This is a genomic window from Alphaproteobacteria bacterium (assembly GCA_025210155.1).
Classification (GTDB): domain Bacteria; phylum Pseudomonadota; class Alphaproteobacteria; order Rs-D84; family CASDRH01; genus JAOASE01.
Map to the genome: position 1 here is coordinate 1 of JAOASE010000008.1, position 20,400 is coordinate 20,400.

A 20,400-nucleotide genomic window follows, 5' to 3' on the forward strand; every position below is an offset into this window, starting at 1 on the left:
AAGAAAGCTGCTGTTGCTAAACCTGTAGCTAAGAAAGCTCCAGTTAAGACTGTTAAGAAAACTACTACTGTGGCTAAAAAAGCAGTTGTTAAGAAGGCTACTGTTAAAGTTGCTGCTCCTAAAAAAGCAGCTAAGAAAGTTGCCACTAAAACTGTGAAAAAAGCTACTGTGAAAACAGTTGCTAAAAAGACTGTTAAGAGAACTGTTTCAGTTAAAACTACTCCTGTTAGCAAAGAAAGTTTCAACGATAGACTTTTAAGAAAATGGTTAGTTGGAAATTCTAATGAAGTTCTTTCTGAAAATAAATTTAACTATTTCAAAAAAATGATTACTAAATTTGAGCAAAGAGATGGTAAATTTGCATTTTCATGGAATATATTTGCTGCTCTTTATAACTTCTTATATAGTTTCTTTAGAAAAGACTATGTTGGTGGTTTAGTTGTTGTTGCCGTATTAAAACTTATTGATATTCTTGCTACTATGTATGCAGTTGAAGCCGGTGTTACTTATTATGGTGCATTTAGCTTTGTTCATCTTTTTGTTCTTGCTATGGTTGGTTCATCTCTTGTTAATTATAGATTGTTCCACAAGTTTGAAGCAGATAAAAAAGTTATTTCTTCTGTTTCAGATAAAGAGCAAGCTTTAAAAGTTATGCAAGACCTTGGTGGTGTTCATAGCTTCTGGAGAATTGCTATGATTGCAATAACTATTGCTTTAGTTTTATTGTCTATTGCAGTTAATACTGGATATATTGGTATTTAATTAACTACCTTTAGGGAAAGATAATAATCCGCTTTTCGTAAATACGTTTAGCGGATTTTTTATTATTATCTTGACTTAGGAAACAATTCGCTATAGTCTGACATTAACAACAATTTAAAATTTTAGGGTTGCCCTACTCCTTAATAGGGCTACAAATTAAACTTTCCATAAAAAGGCCTTTCTTTCGAGACTTGTTCAAAGGGCCTTTTTTTATTCAGATCTAGTTACTTTTATATAATTGAGTTTTTTTATTAATCCACCATTTTATACAACGGTATAACTAAGGTGGATTTTTTATTATATTGACTCTAAAAAAAAAGGGTTATATAATGTTCTTTAAGTCTACATTTAAACTATTCCAAGCTGTGTTTCTTGGCGAAACAGTGTCAGCTTAGGAAGATTAGCTTACAACTTGGAATGTCACCGCCAAAGGACATTTCATTAAGGGAGTTGGGAACAAAACCTATGAATGCATTGAGAAAAATCATTCATTAGAAATTCCATGTGGATTTAAATTAGGTTTAAATTTAAGGGGGCATATAGTTGGAGAAACGTCTAGTGATGAAGATTGTGCCCCCTTTTCCTTTATTAAAAATAACAAATAAAATATTTCAGGTTTAAGTTAGTGTAAAAAACCTCTTGGTGGCTAGTCATAGTTTATCTAAGAGGTTTTTTTGTTGACTCTCATATTTTTATATAATATAAATACACCACTAAAGGTTTAAATTAAGATTAAAAACCTCTCGACTACTTAGAAAAGTTTGTTTGAGAGGTTTTTTTCTTGACTATAGATAGAAAAGATACTATACTTTCAATTGTTAGTTGTATTTTTAAACAATTAATAAATTAGGTTTAAATTTGGAGTGCCCTATATGTTGGAGAAACGTCTAACAATGAAGATTGGGGCACTCCTTCCTTTTTATTTGTAACTATTTTTGATGCATAAAAGACTTGTTTCTTGAATCGTTTTGTGCTATATTTGTTTTGTTTTAGGAAAAGGATATTTAAAGCAAAATTTAGGTTAGAACTTATGATAAATAATTACTTAAATACTGATTTAAAATTTATCAAAGGTGTTGGCGAAAAAACTGCTGATAAGTTTTATACCTTATTAAATGGAGGACAAATTGTTAGAGAAATCTTGTACCACTTTCCTGTGGATTTTTTGGATAGGACGTATAATCCTAAAATATCTTCCCTTTTAGATGGCACCTCACCTGTTGGGAAAGTTGCTACTTTAAAAGTTGAAATTCTTCAACATAAGAAAGGTTATAAAAGATCTCCCTATAAAGTTATTTGTTCTGATGGAACTGGCAGAATTGCTATTCCTTTTTTTAATGTTAAATATGCCGATTGGATTAGAGAAAAGTTGCCTACTGGGCAGGTTCGTGTTATTTCAGGAAAAGTAGATAAGTTTCGTGGTGAGTTGAGCATGTCTCATCCTGATTATGTATTAAATGAAAAGTATTTTAACGACATTCTTATTATGGAAACTATTTATCCACTAACAGCTGGACTACCTAATAAATCCGTTAGAGGTGCCATTACAAGGATTCTAAATCATTTAGATAGATTGGCTGGAATGCCAAAGTCTTCCGATAGAAAAGAAGCTGATATTACTGATGAATGGATAGATAAAAGAATGATTGGGCAAGATGATTTTCCATCTTGGTTGGAAGCTATGAAAGCTATGCATTTTGCTAAAGATAGAGATGCCTTAGAACCTGACTTTTTACCTAGAAAAAGATTGGCTTATGATGAAATTCTTGCATCTCAGTTGGCACTAGCGTTATTACATAGAGATGAGAGGGAGCTTAAGGGTATTTCTACTCATGGAGATGGTAGATATGTTAAAAAGTTATTGGATGCCCTACCCTTTGATTTGACTACAGCTCAGAAAAGATCTGTTGATGATATTTTTCAAGATATGGCCACACCTAAGAGAATGTTGCGTTTGTTACAAGGAGATGTTGGAAGTGGTAAGACTGTTGTGGCTTTAATGTCACTTCTAAATGCTGTTGAGGCTGGTGGTCAAGCAGTTTTAATGGCTCCAACAGATTTACTTGTTAGGCAGCATTTTAAAGATTTGTTTGAGCTATTGAATAAGGCTGGATTATTAGATGAAGTTCCTATTGAGCTTATTACAGGTAAGGATAAGGCTGCTGTTAAGAGAGAAAAATTAGGTAAATTAGCTTCTGGTCAGGTTAAGATTGCTGTTGGTACGCATTCATTATTCCAAGATAAAGTTGAGTTTGAGAATCTTACTTTAGCGGTGATTGACGAACAACATCGATTCGGAGTTGGGCAAAGATTAAATTTAGTAAGTAAAGCAAAAGAAAATCCTGCAGATGTTTTGGCTATGTCAGCTACACCGATTCCAAGGACATTAACTATGACTATTTATGGGGATATGGATCTTTCTATTATTGATGAGTTACCTCCTGGAAGACAGCCAATTACTACCACGACTGTATCTGTTGAGAAATTAGATGAATTAACTTTATCATTGAAGAGTAAGATTGCTGAAGGTGAAAAGATTTATTGGGTTTGCCCTCTTATTGAGGAAAGTGATAAGATGGATTTTGCAGCAGTTGAAACTCGTTTTAGATATTTGCAAGAGAGGCTTGGCGGGCAAGTTGCGTTTGTTCATGGGAAGACTGAAAAAGAAGAACGTGATGCTATAATGCAGAACTTTAAAAATCCAAATGGAACTGTGAAAGTGCTTGTTTCTACTACAGTTATTGAGGTTGGCGTTAATGTTCCTGATGCTACTATTATGGTTATAGAAAACTCTGAGAGATTCGGATTGTCTCAGTTACATCAGTTGAGAGGAAGAATTGGTAGAGGTGATAAAAAATCTACTTGTGTACTACTTTTCGGAAGTAATGTAACCCCTATTGCAAAGCAAAGGTTGATAGCTATGAAAGAAACTCAAGACGGTTTTGTGTTAGCTGAAGAAGATTTGAAGCTTCGTGGTGCTGGAGAGATTTTAGGAACTAAGCAGTCTGGCTTCCCTCGTTTTAAAGTTGCAGATTATGGAAATGATAAAGAGCTATTTTATGCTGCTAAAGATGATGTGAAGATGATTCTTCATAAAGATCCTTACTTACAGACAGATCGTGGTAGAGCTTTGAGATGTCTTCTTAAGCTGTTTGGAAAGGATAAGGATTTAATAAATATTATTGCCGGATAAGAAAAAGGAGTGGATTAAAACCACTCCTGTATTTTTTTAACAATTAGTATTAATTTACTTTTTTAAGCTCCGGCATTATTGCTATTCTATAGCTTTTTCCCCAGATATAATCTAGAGAATTTTTGAATGCTTCTAGGTGATCGCTTGCCTCACCTCTTAAATTTCCGTAAACTATGAAATTTACGATTGCTTCAATAAATTCCTCTGAAAATTGAACTTTGTTAAAGCTTAGTCCTCGCCTCCTATGAATGTCATCCAAATGTGATTTGTAGATATAGTAGACTTCTGTGCTATCAGAATCTGGCAGGATAAAATCGTATTTTTTTAATACCAATCTTAACTCTGCACTTAGTAGACTATTAAATGTCTTAAGAAAACTTTTACTACAATTACTATTGATGTCATCACTCAAAACTTCTGCAGTGAATTGAACATTGCTATTTGTAGATAGAAAATTAACAATTTTATCCGCTACTGGCTTTACTAACTTTGTTTCCATATTATTGATTTAAAAAAGGTTTTATAAATATTGATAAAAACAATATAGTTGGTTGACTTTATTTTGTCAAGAATTCTTTCCTGAAATAAAAAAAGGTGAGATATAATAAATCCCACCTTAAATTCTTTTATACAGCAGCGGCTGTTGTAGCAACGGCAACCTCTTCGGATACCTGAACTTCCTCACCCCAAATACTTAAAAATAGTTTTTCAAATATAATGGCTTCTTTTTTCGAATGAACATATCCATCGATATATCCTGTTCTGAAAAAAGATTGTACTGCAAGCTTTACATCCATATCAACGTCTACCTCTCTTAATTCTTCATTAACAAAAGAAATTAGTCTACTTAGAAAAACATTTAACATAAGTGTCATGTTTTTATTTGAACTAAGACCTTTGTAAACCATTGAGGCGATGGCCGATAAATATGTATTTTCTTCTATTGATTCGATTAATTTATAAATTAATCTTCTTTCCCGTGTTTTCATAAATATTTTAGGTTTAAACTTTCTATACATAAATTATAGTCAAATCAAATATATTTGTCAAGTAAAAAGTTGTAAAATTAAAAAAGATGGGGTATAAAAACCTCATCTCTCTTAAAATTTTGCTAAAAAATAGATATTTTTAAAACACCTTATTTTACATCTCTACCTCTGCGGTAGATTGTGAATTCACTATTTCCAATAAGTAATTTAAATAACTTTCTCCCCAGATTATATCTACTAAGGAATGAAATGTTTTCTCGTATGATTTAAAATCTCTTTCCTCCCAGGCACCCCTTGTTAGAAAAGTATAAATCGCGCTCTTAGCTTCCTTACCAATAAACCCATCTTTCTTTTCATCTACGGGATGAATGGCACTGAAAATAATGGTTAACATATCTTCATGTACAATGTCAAACTCATATCTATCGAATACAACATTCAGATTGGATATTATTAGCTCTTGAAGCTCGGATAAAGACGAAATCTCAGTTTTATTTAAAATTGCATCTCTAGCGACTAATTGTAAATTGTAATCGCTCATTAGAAATGTTTCTGCTATAAGCTCTGCTACTGTTTTTATAGCATCGGACTCAAATAAAAATGTTTTCATTAAGTTTAAATTTAATTTTTTATGAATATAAAGCTATAATATATTTTTTTAACTGTCAATCTAAACGTTGAAAATTTTCTTAGCATCTTCTGTATAGTCCTCTGTGCTTTTATCTCCTACTTCAGAAGTTTTATATATGTATAGAGGTTTGTGAAGTTTAGTAGGTGTTTTTGAAACTTTTTGAGCTTTAATAACAATTCTTTTTGCGAAATCATCTCCGATTTTTGAAAATATTGGGAATACTTCTATTGCTCCGCCCTGCTCGTTCTTTATACTTTGTATGATAGTATCAAGGCGTTCTGCTTGATGGATGATATAAAAACTTCCGTTGCTCTTTAGTTTTTTCATACTTGCTGAAATCCATTTTTCTAATGGAAATTCTTTATTCTCTGTATGCGCTATAGATCTTCCATTGTCTGGAGATGTTTCACCTAAGTAATATGGAGGGTTTGTCATTACTGTATCAAAAAGTTTTTTCTTAAAATCTGAAGATTGTTTGCTTAAATCTTCTTTTATAACACTAAAGTTATTTTCGAAATTGTTTTCCTCTATTGAAAGTTTAAGTAGATTTAGTTGGCTTTCTTGTATATCTATAGATGTGAAGTTCTTATTATTCACTCTTGATGCTAGGCACAAAGTAGCTCCGCCATTGCCACAACCTATATCTAATATTTCTTTATCTTTGGATCTTAATTCTACGAAATGAGATAGAATTACGGCATCTTGAGAAACTTTCCAACCCTTTGAATTTTGCCAAATTTTTACCTTTTCTCCCAGTAGAGAGTTTAAAACTTTGTCCATAAGATTTTTCCTTTACTTTCAATATGTTTTATATATAATGTTTTATAATTTATTTTATAACAGTTTGCAATTAAATTTTGCTTAGAGATGAATAATAATGCTAGAAGAAAACGAAGAAATTATTGTTGAAGAACTTGATGAAAACCTTGTCGTTGAAGATGATTACGATGAAATCATTGTAGAAGAAGATACTGAAGAAGAAGTTCTTATTGAAGATAATAACACTCTTACATTCAAAAAAGAAGCTGATATAGCAGTGAAAACTTCCATTGTGAAGGATATTTCTATTACAAATATTTTTAGAGGAATAAATAATTTTCTTGCTAATGATTATTTATTTTTAGTTGCTACTGTTTTTGTTTATATGTTCCTTAAAAAGGATAAGTTATCAAAAAGAGAATTTTCATCTGATAAAATTAGATTTAGTGCTTTGATGATGTTTTTCATTATAATGGCAATATCTTTACCTATGCAATTTAAGAATGGTATGTTTTATTATCTATACCTGATTATAGCTTTTGTATTCTTTGCTGAATTGAAAAAGAGTTATAAGAGAATGAAATTTGATGAAGCTATTAAGGATAGTTTTAATATCACTAAAGAAGAAAAAAAATCTGGTGATTTTAATAGCATTGTTAGAACTATTATTGAAAATATAAAAAATGAAAAAGGAGAAAAATAGAATATGTTAAAGTTTTTGGAAAATATTTTTGTAAATAACTTTCATATCTTTTCCACTTTAATTAGTGCTCTTTCTGCTGTGTATTTATATAGAAGATTTGATATAAGTTCTTTTAAAGAAAAATTAACTGTTATTGTTGGTACTATTTTCTTTATATATTTATTGTCGTTTTTATTTGGTGTTTGGCAGCCAATAACTTGGAAGACTTTTGTTGGCATAGCTGTGGCTATATTCCTTGAAAAGAAATGGGGTAAGGTAAATCATGTTTGGGAGAGACCTCTTGAAATGGTTGCTATTTCTATGCTTTTCTTTGCTATGTTCTTGAATATTAAACTACATTCTTTTATAGATCTTGCTGATATGTCTGCAGTGAAAATGGGAATATTCATCTTTGTTGCTATTCTTACTGGATTTCTTACCGGAGTTTATACAAAGCCAGCTCTTAGAAGTAGAAGAATATCTACATTCCATTTCAAAAGAGGTCATAGAATTCTTTTAAATAAAATTGCATTGTTAGCTATATTTGATTTAATAATTTTAATGATATTTACTGGATCTGAAATGATATACTTATTCCTATATATTGGTGGATTTGGAATTGGTCTAATCAACTCTATGTGTGAGAAAATCAACCTTAAGAGACTTTGGGATGAGACATATATTTTCTTTTTATCAATTTTACTTGTATTTGCCGGACAGATAACTCATAATGTGTTAATCATGTTTTGCTCAGTTATGTTTTTACTTCACTCTATCAAGAAGGTTGAGCAAGGTGGTAAGTATAAATTAGCGGATATAAAAACTGTGCTTTTGTCTTACATTAAGTAATAGCTTTTTATCTTAGAATTTTTTTTATTTTTTAAACTAACATATACAATGGAAAAATTTTTAATAGACGTTTGGAGAAACTGGAGACTATATTTAATTTTAGTGTCAGGTAACATTTTAATTACCTTTAGCACTTTTTTAACGTCTCTACACACCCGATTGGACTTTCTGTCCTCAGTAGCTATGCATGCCGTTATTGCAGTGTTTTTAAACATCATTATGATACTGTATATCAGGATGCAAAATAAATTGAATTCAGAAAAATCCTAAAATTGTTTTTATTTAGAATTGGAATAATTCCATATTCTTTAGATTATCAAGTTTAAACCTAATTAAATTATTTTAACCATCGATGAAAAAAATTATTATTTTATCATTGTTAACCTTAGTGTTAATTGTAATCAATGTTGGCCTTGTTTTTATTACGGATAAAACAATCAATTTATTTGGCGTTGTTGAAACAACCTTTTCTGGTTGGAAATTCATCGCCTCATGGGTTGTAATTGATTTTACTGGGATAATTTTTATCCTTTTAAGAGATGTAAACATATCTATAGAAGAGGCTTTTGATTTTAGTAATTGGAAATTGGGCTTGTAATATATAAGCCTTGAAATGACTGTGAAAAAAGAGGTAAGAATTTAACCTCTTTTTTTGTTGTTGACTTTTAAAGGGAAAGAATTATCTTATGGTTGATTACAAATTTAAATCCAATATATTTTTAAATTTAGATAAAGGTGTTGATATTATAGTTTATACCTATTTTGGAAAGATCAATAATTAGTTGATACGAGAGATAAACCTAGAAAGAGGTTCCAAGATTATGGGGCCTCTTTTATTTTATTGACTTTTTACTTTATGTGATTATGTTTTATCTAAATTACAAATTTAAATCTAAAAAATGCAAAATTTAAAAAATTTAAAAACTAAGAAGTTCTATCAAGAGTTAAGAATTATCCTTATTGTGGATGTAGTTCTTTCCGTTATTTTTAGTTTGATGTATATCTTCTTTGATATAAAAGATAAGTTTAAAGAAGAATATTTCTGGAGTATTTTGGGCATCATAGTAGTAATTGATCTGCTATATTTTATACCAACAAAATTTATTCCAGGATTTTCCAAAGAAGAATGGGACGAGTTTCTGGCTAAAAATGGGAAGTCAGGCCCTAAAGAAAGATAATTATTAATTTATTAAAAAAGCTCCATTATTATGGGGCTTTATATTTTTTTATTGACTCTTATTTTTTTTTTGGCTATTATTTTAATGAAATATTCATTTAAACCTAATAAAATGCAAAATTTAAAAAATTTAAAAGCTAAAGAGAGAGGAAAAAATCTTCGCAAGAAATTAATTGCTACATTAATTTTTAGTGTCGCGTACATCCTAATATCTCTTATCTGTTACCAACTATTTAATGTGACAGATTCATTTAAATATCTTTTCTTCGCGGGTATATTCTTTGCGATACCAAATGTTGCTTTTTGGATACCATCAAGATACATACTGTTTCTTGAAAAGGAAGAAATCAATCAAGTGCTTGAAGAGCGTTTTGAAAAGTTTCAATGGGCGAGACTTTAAAACACTAATCAAAAATATTAAAAAGGAGGCTTTTGCCTCCTTATTTTTATACCTCAAGTTCTTTTCTAATTATATTTCTGAACTCGTCTATTGGTTTTAATTCTCCATCTTTTTTATCTATGAAGTACCAATAAGTCCATCCATTACAACTTGGTTGGTCTTGAACCTTAGCTCCTAGTTGGTGTATAGAACCCCTAGTCTTTTTACCAACAAGTTTTATAGTTCCATCAGTCATAAGTTCTGCTTCAAACTTTTGCTTTGCATCATAAAGTTTATCTCCCGGAACTAATAGATTTCTTTCCAGAACTGCTCCGAAAGGAATTTTCAGAACCTTTTCTTTTTCGAAAGGATTTGTTAATTCTTCGTCTTTTAACTCTTCAACCTCTGCTATTCTTTTAGTAGCAGCTTCTATATAGACATCTTCTCTTTCTATACCAATGAAGTTTCTTCCTAGCATTTTTGCAACGGCACCAGTTGTTCCGCTTCCAAAGAATGGATCTAGAACTGTATCGCCTTTGTTAGAAGATGATAGAATTATTCTATATAATAATGCTTCTGGTTTTTGAGTTGAGTGTATTTTATGCCCTTCTTCGTTTTTAAGTCTTTCATGACCTGAGCAAATTGGTAAGTGCCAGTCACTTCTCATTTGAGTATCATCGTTGAAGGCTTTCATACTTTCGTAATGGAACGTGTATTTACTTTCAGCAGATTTTGCACACCAAACCATAGTTTCATGGGCATTGGTAAATCTAGTTCCCTTGAAATTTGGCATAGGATTGTTCTTTACCCAAACTACGTCGTTAAGCATCCAGAAACCTTGGTTTTGCATTTCAGTCCCTACTCTAAATATATTATGATATGAACCGATTACCCAGATAGTTCCGTCTTTCTTTAGAACTCTTTTACATTCTGCTAACCAAGCTTTTGTAAATTCATCGTATTCTTTGAATGATTCAAAATGGTCCCATTCATCCATAACTGCATCTACGTGACTTGCATCTGGACGAGATAAATCTTTTTTAAGTTGTAAGTTATATGGTGGATCGGAGAAGATTAAATCTACACTTTCTTCTGGTAGACTTTTTAGTATTTCTATACAATCACCCTTTAATATTTTGTTTCTTTTTCCTTTGATACTATGCTTGAATAAATCCATTATATTCCCTTTTCCTTTTCGGAATTTTAGCACATGGATTCTTAAAATGAAAGAGGAAAATGTCTGTAAAAACAAAAATATTGACAGGGTTAAATATTATTTGTAACTTTAATATAATGTTAATTTAAACCTGATAGTATGAAAGAAAAAGAAGATATTTTACTCAGAAAGTTAGATGCTATATCTGGGCCAATTGATTTAATTTCATTTTTAAATGATGGGATTAATGGAAAATTAGATGAATATGGCTCTCATATGAAAGATTTATGCTTTAATATTAGAGAGTCCGCCATGAGAACGGCTGACTGGGAAGGTATTGTCGAAAAATCTAAATTTTTATTTGGACTAGAAGAGAATAATTTTAAATTTATAGAGCCTCCTATAGACCTGCTACTTTCAATCAATACATCATTAAACTAATTATAAGCTCCAAACTGGAGCTTTTTTATTTGTTGACTTAAAACTTTTAATAGTTTATTTTATTTTCAGTATTAATAATTTAAACCTATTTAGATATGTGTAAAATTTTATCTACTGAAGAAAAGGATAATATCCTTATTATTAAATATGAGGATGGATTGTCTCTTTCTTTATTTAAAAGAAATGAAAAAGCTGTTATTGCTCCTATAGCTACATATAGCATTGGAGATGATGCAGGGTTTGTAAAGCTTGGCTTTGATACAAATCTGGATCCTTTATCTGAAGAATTCAGAAATTCTTTTGACCTAAATCGAAAAGTTATAGAAGAAAGAAATCTTAGAAATGAGATTGAAACTTTAAACCTCCTTGAGGATGAAAAAGATCTTTTACTATCTGTTATCGATACATTTGAGAGCCTTGAAGATATATGCGCTCTTAATTAAACTTTTTAACTGGACCTTGACTTTATTGTTAAGGTTTAGTTTTTACTAATACTTTTAAATAACCTTAAAAAATGAAAACAATTACTGTCACAGAGGATAATATTCTTTTTTATAAATCTATTAAAGGAAGGATGTTAAGTGCATATCGGGAAAATGAAAACTGCAAAATCTCTCCGTTATGCATTTTATTCATGAATGGAGAAATTATTTTTCAGGAAGTATATGCTTCTGGTAAAGAATTAGCTTTATTTTCCAAGGAATTTGAAAATAGAATTTTTAATTCCAATGAAGCAATTCCTATAATGGAAGAAGATTTCGAGGAAAAGATTTATCATCCAACACTACCCATAAAGGAAAAAAGACTTTTTTCAAAATGCTTGGATGCTATTAGACTTAATCGGAGTTCCTCTACTCCATTTCAAATTTTTGATATTATCGAAGAAGAAATCAAAAAGGAGTAATTTAATAATTAACAATTTAAAGGAGTTCGTAATGAACTCCTTTTTGCTTTATGCTTGACAAAAACATTTTTACGAAATAAAGTTATTATTATTGAAATTGTAAACTCTTAAATTATATATCTATGAAAAGTAAAAAAAATCATTACACTGAATTTCTTGATAAAATTCTTACTGCAACTCGTGAAGAATTAAAAAATTACAGTCCTAGAAGAATTCTTTTTGATGCCGATCACGATGTTGGTTGCTATGATAGCCCTATCTTAACAGAGAAAGAGGATTACCTTAGTGTTTTCTTCTCTTACTTGATTAAGCATCCTGAGAATAAAAATCTTCAGATTTTCTTCACTGAGATTTTTCACGACTATGAGCACCCTAATCTTCATTACACTAAACCTAAAAACTTTCCTTATAATAGGATTGTGGAAGAAGTTATTAAAAATCCGGAACATAAATTCCTTGGAGAGTTTTTGCTTGATCAGGAAATATTCTGCTGTTTATTGCGTGACTGTTTTGAATTGATAATTTCTCATTATTTGGAGAATAAAGATCCTGATAGTTACATAACTAAGATTTTAGGAAAGTTCCTATATGATGGGGCTTATCCTGAAAGGAATCAAATTATTGTAAATTTTGAGAAGTCGGAGGTTTTAATTAAGGCTTGTCATGAAAATCCTGACGATAAATTCTTGGGAGAAGCTGTGGTTAATATCATTAATTTTGGATGTGACGACTACCTTCTATTAATTGATTGCCTTGATGAAAAACCTGGAAACGAGTTCTTTATGAGAGCATTAACAAAAGAAGAAGACTCTTTTGCTTTTAAATATGGTCCTCCGTGGAAAAAGATCTGTGAAAAATCTGGAACTAATGTTTCTTTAATAAAAGTTCTTATTTCTAGATTTAATTATCTTGCAAAGATCAAAAAATTTGAATCTTTTGAATTCGAACTATCGTATTTAAAACAATATTCAAAGAATGAGGCTTTGATAGCGTCTTTAAGTGATATACTTAAAAGATACAAAGATACCGAAGCTTTGATTGAGGAACTTAAGAACAAGGATTTTCACATCGATAAAAAAGAAGAAAAAAAGGTTTGGGGTAAAGTAAATAGATTTAACAACAAACTCATTGCTGCTAAGGCTGCTGAAGAAGATGTACCTTTCTAAGTTTTAATTTAATAAGAGGGAGTTTGTAATGAACTCCTTTTTGTTTTTTGTTTGACTCTATGAAATTCTTTTGCTTATATGTTTTTAGAAAATAAATAAACTTTAAATACACTATCTATGAAAACTAATAATGAAGTAATAAATGATTTTGTAATCTATATTACCTTTGGTGAATATAGACGTTTCTTTTCTTGTTTAAGAAAGGATATTCTTGTTCCCATCGGTATTGCCCTTGATGAAGAAGGAAATATTAGGTATCTTGACCTCACTGAAATTATGAGCGAAAGAACTACTACCTCTAATTTCGAAGCTATATTATTTGATGTAGAAGGAACTGAGTTTGATTCAATCGGGGCTAGGAAACTGACTAGAGATGAATTTAATAACATATTAAATGATAGGCTTTCAATTGAGGAATATGAGCGAAATGTTTTTAAGGAGTTTTTAAAACTACTTGATGAGCAAGTCGCCGACGCTTCTGAGAAAGATTTCAAGGAATATGAAAATGGGAAACCTGAGTTTTTCAAATTTCAGTTTGACTATGCATTTGAAAAGATTGGCCCTTTTTGCGATAATATTGAAAAGGGAAACAACTAAAAGAATTCATACATAATAAAAAGGAGTTCGTTTTGAACTCCTTTTTGTTTTTTGCTTGAAGATAAGTATCTTACTTTTTCTCTTCAAATTCGGCATCAACTACGTTTTCGTCTTTTTTGCCTTCTTCTGGTTTAGCTTCAGCTCCTGCTGCAGCGCCTGCTTGTTGAGCTTGTTGCTCTTTGTACATAGCTTCGCCTAATTTCATTGCAGAGTTAGAAAGTTTTTCTTGAGCTGCATCTAAGTCTTCTTTTGAAGCACCTTCTTTTTTCAATACTTCTTGAGCTGCTTTTAGATCATCTTCAATTGCTTTCTTTTCATCAGCTGATACTTTGTCGCCATATTCTTTCAAAGATTTTTCAGTTGAGTTAACTAACATTTCTAATTTGTTTTTAGATTCGATTAGTTCTTTCTTCTTTTTATCTTCTTCTGAATGAGCTTCAGCGTCTTTAACCATTTGATCGATTTCGTCATCTTTTAAACCACCGTCTGATTTAATAGAGATAGTTTGTTCTTTACCAGTACCTTTATCTTTAGCAGATACGTGAACGATACCGTTAGCGTCTATGTCGAAAGTAACTTCGATTTGTGGTACGCCTCTTGGAGCTGATGGGATACCAGTTAAGTCGAATTGACCTAGAAGTTTGTTGTCAGCTGCCATTGGTCTTTCACCTTGGAAAACTCTGATTGTAACTGCTGTTTGGTTATCTTCGGCAGTTGAGAACACTTGAGATTTCTTAGTAGGTATAGTTGTGTTTCTTTCTATTAATGGAGTTGATACGCCACCTAAAGTTTCGATACCTAATGTCAATGGAGTTACGTCTAATAGAAGAACGTCTTTAACATCTCCTTTAAGCACACCACCTTGGATAGCAGCACCGATTGCAACTACTTCGTCAGGGTTAACACCTTTGTGTGGTTCTTTGTTAAAGAATTTTTTAACTTCTTCTATTACTTTAGGCATACGAGTTTGTCCACCAACTAAAATTACGTCGTGAATTTCACTTGCTGAGATACCAGCGTCTTTTAATGCTTTCTTACAAGGTTCTAAAGATCTTGTGATTAAATCTTCTACAAGCGATTCTAGTTTACCTCTTGAAAGTTTAATGTTTAAGTGTTTTGGACCTGTTGCGTCAGCTGTGATGAATGGAAGATTAATATCTGTTTCCATTGCTGAAGATAATTCAATCTTAGCTTTTTCAGCAGCTTCTTTAACTCTTTGTAGAGCCATGCTGTCTTGTCTAACGTCAACGCCCTGCTCTTTTTTGAATTCGTCTGCGATGTAGTCTATAATTCTTTTGTCGAAGTCAGCACCACCTAAGAATGTGTCTCCGTTAGTTGATTTAACTTCAAATACGCCATCACCGATTTCTAAGATAGATACGTCGAATGTACCACCACCTAAGTCGTATACAACTACCATACCTTCTTTTTCTTTATCAAGACCGTAAGCAAGAGCGGCTGCAGTTGGTTCGTTGATAATTCTTAGAACGTTTAGACCTGCGATTTTACCTGCGTCTTTAGTTGCTTGTCTTTGAGAGTCATTAAAGTATGCAGGAACTGTGATTACAGCGTCTGTTACTGTTTCACCTAAGAATGCTTCTGCGTCTTTTTTAATTTTTTGTAAAGTGAATGCTGACACTTGTGCTGGTGCATATTTTTCATTGTGAGCTTCTACCCATGCGTCACCGTTGTCAGCTTTAACGATTTGGTATGATACTAAATCTTTATCTTTAGACACGATCTTGTCATCAAATCTTCTACCGATAAGTCTTTTAACTTCGTATACTGTGTTTTGAGGATTTGTAACTGCTTGGTTTTTAGCCGTTTGACCAACTAATTTTTCTTTATCTGTGAATGCTACGATTGAAGGCGTAGTTCTTTTACCTTCTGCATTTTCAATTACTTTTGCATCTTTTCCATCCATGAATGCAAAACAAGAGTTTGTTGTACCTAAGTCAATACCTATTACTTTACCCATTTTTTTATCCTTCGTCTTTTGCACAATTGATTGTAAGAAGTACTTTTGATTTTTGACAATCGAGTATTATCTATACACGACACCAAAATTCTCAAGCACGTTTACCTCCACTTGCACAAAATACTTGGAAAAAATAATAGTGCTGTGGCTCGATCTGTGCTTCATAATCTTAATTTTAGAGCTTTTTAATAGTTTCGCTTATATTTAAAGAGACTATCCTAAAGCCTAAGAATTGAGTTTTTTATTTTGTTATTTTGCTAAAATTTATAATTTTATTTTAGCGGTTTTATCTTTCGATTATTTTTTTAGTCGCAATAAATTAAAAATCAAGTTTTTTTTCTTATATAATTTATGATTGTAATTTAAATTGTTTTTTTGCTTTTTTTTTACTTTTTTTTATAGTATAATTTTTGGGAGAGAAATCATTTTTTTAAGGAGAGTTTAAAATGAATATATTTTTATTAGTTATCTTATCGTTCTTTATCGGTATCTTTCAGTACATAAGTTATGTGAAAAATGATGACGTTGCTAAGACTAGGCAAGACCAAGTTTTAACACCTGAACAAAACCGATTAAAACTTAAGTTAAACTGTTTAAAACAACAACATGCTAACATACTTAATAATTATTTGACTAGTGCGGCATATAGTGGTGCTGGTGGCGGAAGTTCAGTTGTAAATCTTACTAACAGTGATGAAACTTGTGGTGATGAACTAGGCTCTGGAAATGATATAAACTCTAAGATGGTATGTGTGGCAAATGGCGCTACTGCTCCTTGTAATGTAGTATTATGTGAAGATTTCTCTGGATTTGGTACTAAAGAAGATTGTCTTGATGATAGAAGGTCTAACTCTGATAATTATAAAGTTTATTTCGTTTCTACATCTACAAACTCTGTTGACAATACAGATTACTCTCTTTTATTAGATTCTGGTGTTGGATATTATGATAATGATGGAGGCGATTCTTCTTTCTATTCTCCTTCTGGAAAGATTGATGTTCAAGGGTTGTCTAGTCAAATCCAATCAAATTCTCCTACTATGGTTTATGACATTGCGGCATTTAAGGTTGCTAATTCTAAAGAAAGATGTTGGAATGATGTTCCTGAAATAACTGCATGGTGTAATAAACCTGAAAATGACCATCCTGTTTGTGATGACTCAGATGAAGATAAGAAAAAGTTTGTTTGTCGTGATGAAAAGGAAGAAGTTGGTAAATTCCAAATTTGTGAAGCTCAAAAAGTTTTGTCTACAGGAGCTGCTACAACTACAGATTCTCAAAGAAAGAATGAATTTGATTTGTGTGAATCTGGATCTGCTAAATACTTCAAAACATTCGATTTAGCGAAAGATTGTTGGACTTGTAATAAAGAAAAAGAAGTTGAAGTTAGTGAGCTTTGTAAGCCTGATGGTAGTAATGCGGCTACTTGTGTTAGATGTAAAGGTGAGCAAATAAGATATTCTTTCAATGGTGCTGAAATAGAACATGATAGTGATATAAAGATTAATACTAGATGTGGTAATATGAGTGACGCAAGAGAGTCTTGTGATAATAATCCAAATCCTAGAGCCAAGTTCCCTACTTGGATGGCTGTAGGTCAAAGTATTTTACCTCATGAAAAAGGATATTACTATTGTTCTGAAAAAAATCCTGAGGAATTTGGGTGTTCTCCTTGTGAAAAAATTAATTCTACTTGGGATGGATGTGAAAACTTTTATGCTGATACATCTACATCTTCTGAGTGGAAAGATATATCTGGCACAGGTTCTCTTAAAGAAGTTGATGACTTAGGTATTTATGATAGTAGAGCTGGAACTAGTGGCGCTACAAGTAGAGGATGTGCTACAACTTCTTGTGCTGGTGGTGAAGAAGCTCATATGGTTTGGGATGGATCTGCGAAAGTATTTAAGAAATTCTGCTGTGCTCCAGGCGAAACATTTGTTTGTGACGGGGATGACGCTGCTAATTGTAGTTGTGAAAAAAGATGTAAAACTTCTGACGGAAATACATTGCTTCCAGGACAATCTAATGGTTTTGAAATTTGCCCAAGTGGTGAAGATGTTAGAGCTTGTCTTGTTAGTGAAGTTAAGAGTTCTGGACACGTTGCTTTAACTCCTGGTTCAGACGACTGTCCTGGTGGATTTTTTAGTAAAGTATATAACCCTGTGTTAAAATGTTACTATTGCTTAATACCATCACCTCTTCCTATGACTTATAATGAAGATAAAAATAGCTTCTTTGAAGATGTGTTTGAATTTGTTAAAAACATAGATTTTTCAATAGTTTCTACTGCAAATGCAGCTGATGAAGGAGAGGTTAATGAAGCTGTTAACGTGTCTGTTCAACCTATTTGTTTAAAAGACATGAATTTAGGTAGTAATGGAGTTTGTTCTAGAGATAATCTTTATAATGGTGGAATTAGATTTGACTTTTTATCTTCTGACTATTCTGCTGCTAATGTGAATTCAATATCTCATAAACATAGAGATGCTGATGACACTGTAACTAATAACTGTAAAGGTACATCTGGATGTATTGATGGTGGTAATACTACTGAGAAAAATGGTATAAAATATTTTTCCAATAAAAATTATGATACTGTCAATGGTTTCTTTAAACAACCTGCATTTAAATCTGCAACTACAGATTACGCTAATGCTTGCTATATTTACTGTCAAGATAATGCATCTTGTGGTTTGACAAATTCAAATAAGGGTTATGTTAGAATATTCAAGAGTTTTGAAAGTTCTTGTTCTTCTCAATTCTCAAACTACAGTAAAGGTTGGTCAGGAGCCGTTCCTAACTGGTGTCCTGGAATAAATCCTGCCTCAGGTGGAGTTGTTGCTAAAGATGGATTAAGAGTACCTTCTTTTGCTAGCAAATCTTCTGAAAATAACTACTTAGTTAAGATGGAATGGGCTACGTCTGGAAACAATAAATCTCTTAGATGGGATGGTAATGGTATCTGGTCTACTGGAGATAGATATGTTAATAGTGCCAATAAAAGAGATTATCTTCCTGATGCTGCAGAAGAAGCTTATACGTCTTCTTCTAATGGAAACTTCTGTAGAGAATTCCAAATAGCTAGACCTGAGGAGATGTTATATTATAATGGTACTGGTGGAAATATCTCTGGCCGTTTAGGTAAGAATGTTTATGGGTCTAAGACTCATGATAGTGCTTATTACAGCAACGTTGGTGTAAATGATGCTCTTAAAGAGTATGGATTCCGTAGTGTTGGTGAAACTGAGCAACTTTATGAGTTTAAATTGGATAGTAAATATGGATATCATTGGTTTACAAAACCTGATAATCCTACAAAAACAACTGATTGTCCTACTAGTGCTATAACTGAAATGGATTTAAAATATGGTCCAAATAACTTCAGTCCTGTTTCTGGTTCAGGTATTAAATCTACAACTTTCTTGGTAGAAAAAGTTAGATATAGAGATGTTAACGGAAATGGAAATCCTGATTGGGAATGGCAACCATATAAGAGCTGTCACTTTGAAGTTCCTAAACTATTCTGTTCTAACAATGAATTCTGGGCATCAGCTCCTAACTTCTTAGGACACGGTCACCCAGCTGGTACAGCAGCTTCTGAAGAAGTTAAGAAAGTACTTACTAGAGAGGCTTTGAAAGTTTACGATAATGGAGATATGTCTACTGTAAGCACTAGCTTGTTATGTCCTAATGGAATGAAAGCTGTGAAGAACTCTACAGGTAACTGCTTTACTTGTGAAATTAATTTCAATAGCAATGTTAGAAAAGCAAGAAGCTTTGTTTCTTCTCCTGACATGGGAAGTTGTGATGGTGGAGCTCAATCTATTAATTTTGGAATGTGTGATAAATCTTCTAGATCATTAAATTCTAAAGGTATAATTGATGTTTCTTCTAATCCTGATAGCGTATCTAATTACACATCTAGATTTGGAGAGTACTCTACAGAACCTTGTCCTATGACTTGTAAAGAAGGAGAAGCTATTGTTTATACAACTGGTGGAGAATATAGATGTGCAACTCCAAACGGAGCATCAAATCCTACTTGTGTACCTGGCTATGAAAAGAAGATTGTTAAAATCACTAAAGGTAGTGGATCTTCAGAATATCATGTCCCTTCATATCTTTGTGTAGAAATTTCTAAAAAAGGAAATAGTTCTGATAATTTAGATTCTGTTAGCTTTGCTGGTGGCGGATACTGTCCTTCAAGTTTTGGGGTTAGTTATGGACTATCTACTGCAAGTTTTGTTGGCGAAATAAATTCTGAAAAAGAAATTGCTTCAGGAAACGGAGGAAGTAAATCTGGATGTAGTGAGGTATATATTGATATACAAGGAAATGTATCTAGAGCTACTGATAGTGGATCTAAATCTTCTATGGACTCTAAAAATATACCATATATAAAGTATTACCCTACTCCGGTTAGATCGGCATATGGAAACTGTTTAATATGTATATAATCCTAAAAAATGATTAAAAGCTCTCAATCGAGAGCTTTTTTTTATTAAAAAATCAATTTTTGGACGGGAAAATTTTAGATTGTAAGTATCTGTTTTTTCTGCTAAGAAATAGACTCAGACTCTGTTTTAAGATTTTTTTTCGAAAATTCTTGACAAAAATTTTTTCAATTGCTAAAGTCGAATCATACAAATTAAAAATATATTTGTATTGTAAAAAAGACTATGATATAATTTAGTTACTTTCTAAAAGAAGCTTGAGAAGCTCATGATGGATTCG

At 31.8% G+C, this 20,400-nt stretch carries 19 protein-coding genes; 13 read left to right on the forward strand and 6 right to left on the reverse strand.

Annotation, left to right across the window (positions count from 1 at the left end; translation table 11 throughout):
• On the forward strand, positions 1 to 762 hold a 762-nt coding region (locus N4A44_03160), incomplete at its 5' end, for a DUF2628 domain-containing protein (GenBank protein ID MCT4552641.1).
• A gap of 1,030 nt (positions 763 to 1,792) precedes the next feature.
• Positions 1,793 to 3,955, forward strand: coding sequence for an ATP-dependent DNA helicase RecG (recG, locus tag N4A44_03165; GenBank protein MCT4552642.1), 2,163 nt, complete (start codon positions 1,793 to 1,795; stop codon positions 3,953 to 3,955).
• 49 nt (positions 3,956 to 4,004) lie between these two features.
• Here the strand turns inward: recG and N4A44_03170 are convergent, their stop codons facing one another.
• From N4A44_03170 to N4A44_03185, 4 genes are all read right to left on the reverse strand, one after another.
• A complete protein-coding gene (locus N4A44_03170; protein ID MCT4552643.1) occupies positions 4,005 to 4,454 on the reverse strand; it encodes a hypothetical protein in 450 nt (149 codons plus the stop codon).
• Between the two features lie 127 nt (positions 4,455 to 4,581).
• A complete protein-coding gene (locus tag N4A44_03175) occupies positions 4,582 to 4,944 on the reverse strand; it encodes a hypothetical protein (GenBank protein ID MCT4552644.1) in 363 nt (120 codons plus the stop codon).
• A gap of 154 nt (positions 4,945 to 5,098) precedes the next feature.
• Entirely contained in the window at positions 5,099 to 5,554 is a 456-nt protein-coding gene (locus N4A44_03180) for a hypothetical protein (GenBank protein ID MCT4552645.1), read from the reverse strand.
• Between the two features lie 60 nt (positions 5,555 to 5,614).
• Positions 5,615 to 6,355, reverse strand: a complete 741-nt coding sequence (locus tag N4A44_03185) for a methyltransferase (protein MCT4552646.1) — start codon at positions 6,353 to 6,355, stop codon at positions 5,615 to 5,617.
• Between the two features lie 97 nt (positions 6,356 to 6,452).
• Between N4A44_03185 and N4A44_03190 the strand changes: the two genes are divergently transcribed.
• From N4A44_03190 to N4A44_03210, 5 genes are all read left to right on the forward strand, one after another.
• A complete protein-coding gene (locus tag N4A44_03190; GenBank protein MCT4552647.1) occupies positions 6,453 to 7,037 on the forward strand; it encodes a hypothetical protein in 585 nt (194 codons plus the stop codon).
• A 3-nt stretch (positions 7,038 to 7,040) separates the two neighbouring features.
• A complete protein-coding gene (locus N4A44_03195; protein MCT4552648.1) occupies positions 7,041 to 7,865 on the forward strand; it encodes a hypothetical protein in 825 nt (274 codons plus the stop codon).
• A 352-nt stretch (positions 7,866 to 8,217) separates the two neighbouring features.
• Positions 8,218 to 8,463, forward strand: coding sequence for a hypothetical protein (locus N4A44_03200; protein ID MCT4552649.1), 246 nt, complete (start codon positions 8,218 to 8,220; stop codon positions 8,461 to 8,463).
• Positions 8,464 to 8,764: 301 nt separating this feature from the next.
• Complete coding sequence (locus tag N4A44_03205; protein ID MCT4552650.1) at positions 8,765 to 9,043, forward strand: hypothetical protein; 279 nt, start codon at positions 8,765 to 8,767, stop codon at positions 9,041 to 9,043.
• A 111-nt stretch (positions 9,044 to 9,154) separates the two neighbouring features.
• Positions 9,155 to 9,442 carry a hypothetical protein gene (locus tag N4A44_03210; GenBank protein ID MCT4552651.1) on the forward strand — a complete coding sequence of 96 codons (288 nt, stop codon included), beginning with the start codon at positions 9,155 to 9,157 and terminating at the stop codon, positions 9,440 to 9,442.
• Between the two features lie 46 nt (positions 9,443 to 9,488).
• Here N4A44_03210 and N4A44_03215 read toward each other — a convergent pair whose 3' ends face one another.
• A complete protein-coding gene (locus N4A44_03215; GenBank protein ID MCT4552652.1) occupies positions 9,489 to 10,598 on the reverse strand; it encodes a site-specific DNA-methyltransferase in 1,110 nt (369 codons plus the stop codon).
• A gap of 138 nt (positions 10,599 to 10,736) precedes the next feature.
• On the opposite strand from N4A44_03215, the gene N4A44_03220 reads away from it, so the two are divergent.
• The 5 genes from N4A44_03220 (at position 10,737) to N4A44_03240 (ending at position 13,685) form a co-directional block, all read left to right on the forward strand.
• Complete coding sequence (locus tag N4A44_03220) at positions 10,737 to 11,018, forward strand: hypothetical protein (GenBank protein ID MCT4552653.1); 282 nt, start codon at positions 10,737 to 10,739, stop codon at positions 11,016 to 11,018.
• A 95-nt stretch (positions 11,019 to 11,113) separates the two neighbouring features.
• On the forward strand, positions 11,114 to 11,461 hold the full coding sequence (locus tag N4A44_03225; protein MCT4552654.1) for a hypothetical protein: 348 nt from the start codon (positions 11,114 to 11,116) through the stop codon (positions 11,459 to 11,461).
• A gap of 71 nt (positions 11,462 to 11,532) precedes the next feature.
• The gene (locus N4A44_03230) at positions 11,533 to 11,922 is read left to right on the forward strand and encodes a hypothetical protein (protein ID MCT4552655.1); all 390 of its coding nucleotides are present in this window, start codon (positions 11,533 to 11,535) and stop codon (positions 11,920 to 11,922) included.
• Positions 11,923 to 12,044: 122 nt separating this feature from the next.
• The gene (locus tag N4A44_03235; GenBank protein MCT4552656.1) at positions 12,045 to 13,088 is read left to right on the forward strand and encodes a hypothetical protein; all 1,044 of its coding nucleotides are present in this window, start codon (positions 12,045 to 12,047) and stop codon (positions 13,086 to 13,088) included.
• A 117-nt stretch (positions 13,089 to 13,205) separates the two neighbouring features.
• On the forward strand, positions 13,206 to 13,685 hold the full coding sequence (locus N4A44_03240) for a hypothetical protein (GenBank protein MCT4552657.1): 480 nt from the start codon (positions 13,206 to 13,208) through the stop codon (positions 13,683 to 13,685).
• A gap of 70 nt (positions 13,686 to 13,755) precedes the next feature.
• Here N4A44_03240 and dnaK read toward each other — a convergent pair whose 3' ends face one another.
• Positions 13,756 to 15,687, reverse strand: coding sequence for a molecular chaperone DnaK (dnaK, locus tag N4A44_03245; protein ID MCT4552658.1), 1,932 nt, complete (start codon positions 15,685 to 15,687; stop codon positions 13,756 to 13,758).
• A 422-nt stretch (positions 15,688 to 16,109) separates the two neighbouring features.
• Here dnaK and N4A44_03250 point away from each other — a divergent pair, with 422 nt between their 5' ends.
• Positions 16,110 to 20,123, forward strand: coding sequence for a hypothetical protein (locus N4A44_03250; GenBank protein ID MCT4552659.1), 4,014 nt, complete (start codon positions 16,110 to 16,112; stop codon positions 20,121 to 20,123).
• The last annotated feature ends 277 nt before the right edge of the window (positions 20,124 to 20,400 follow it).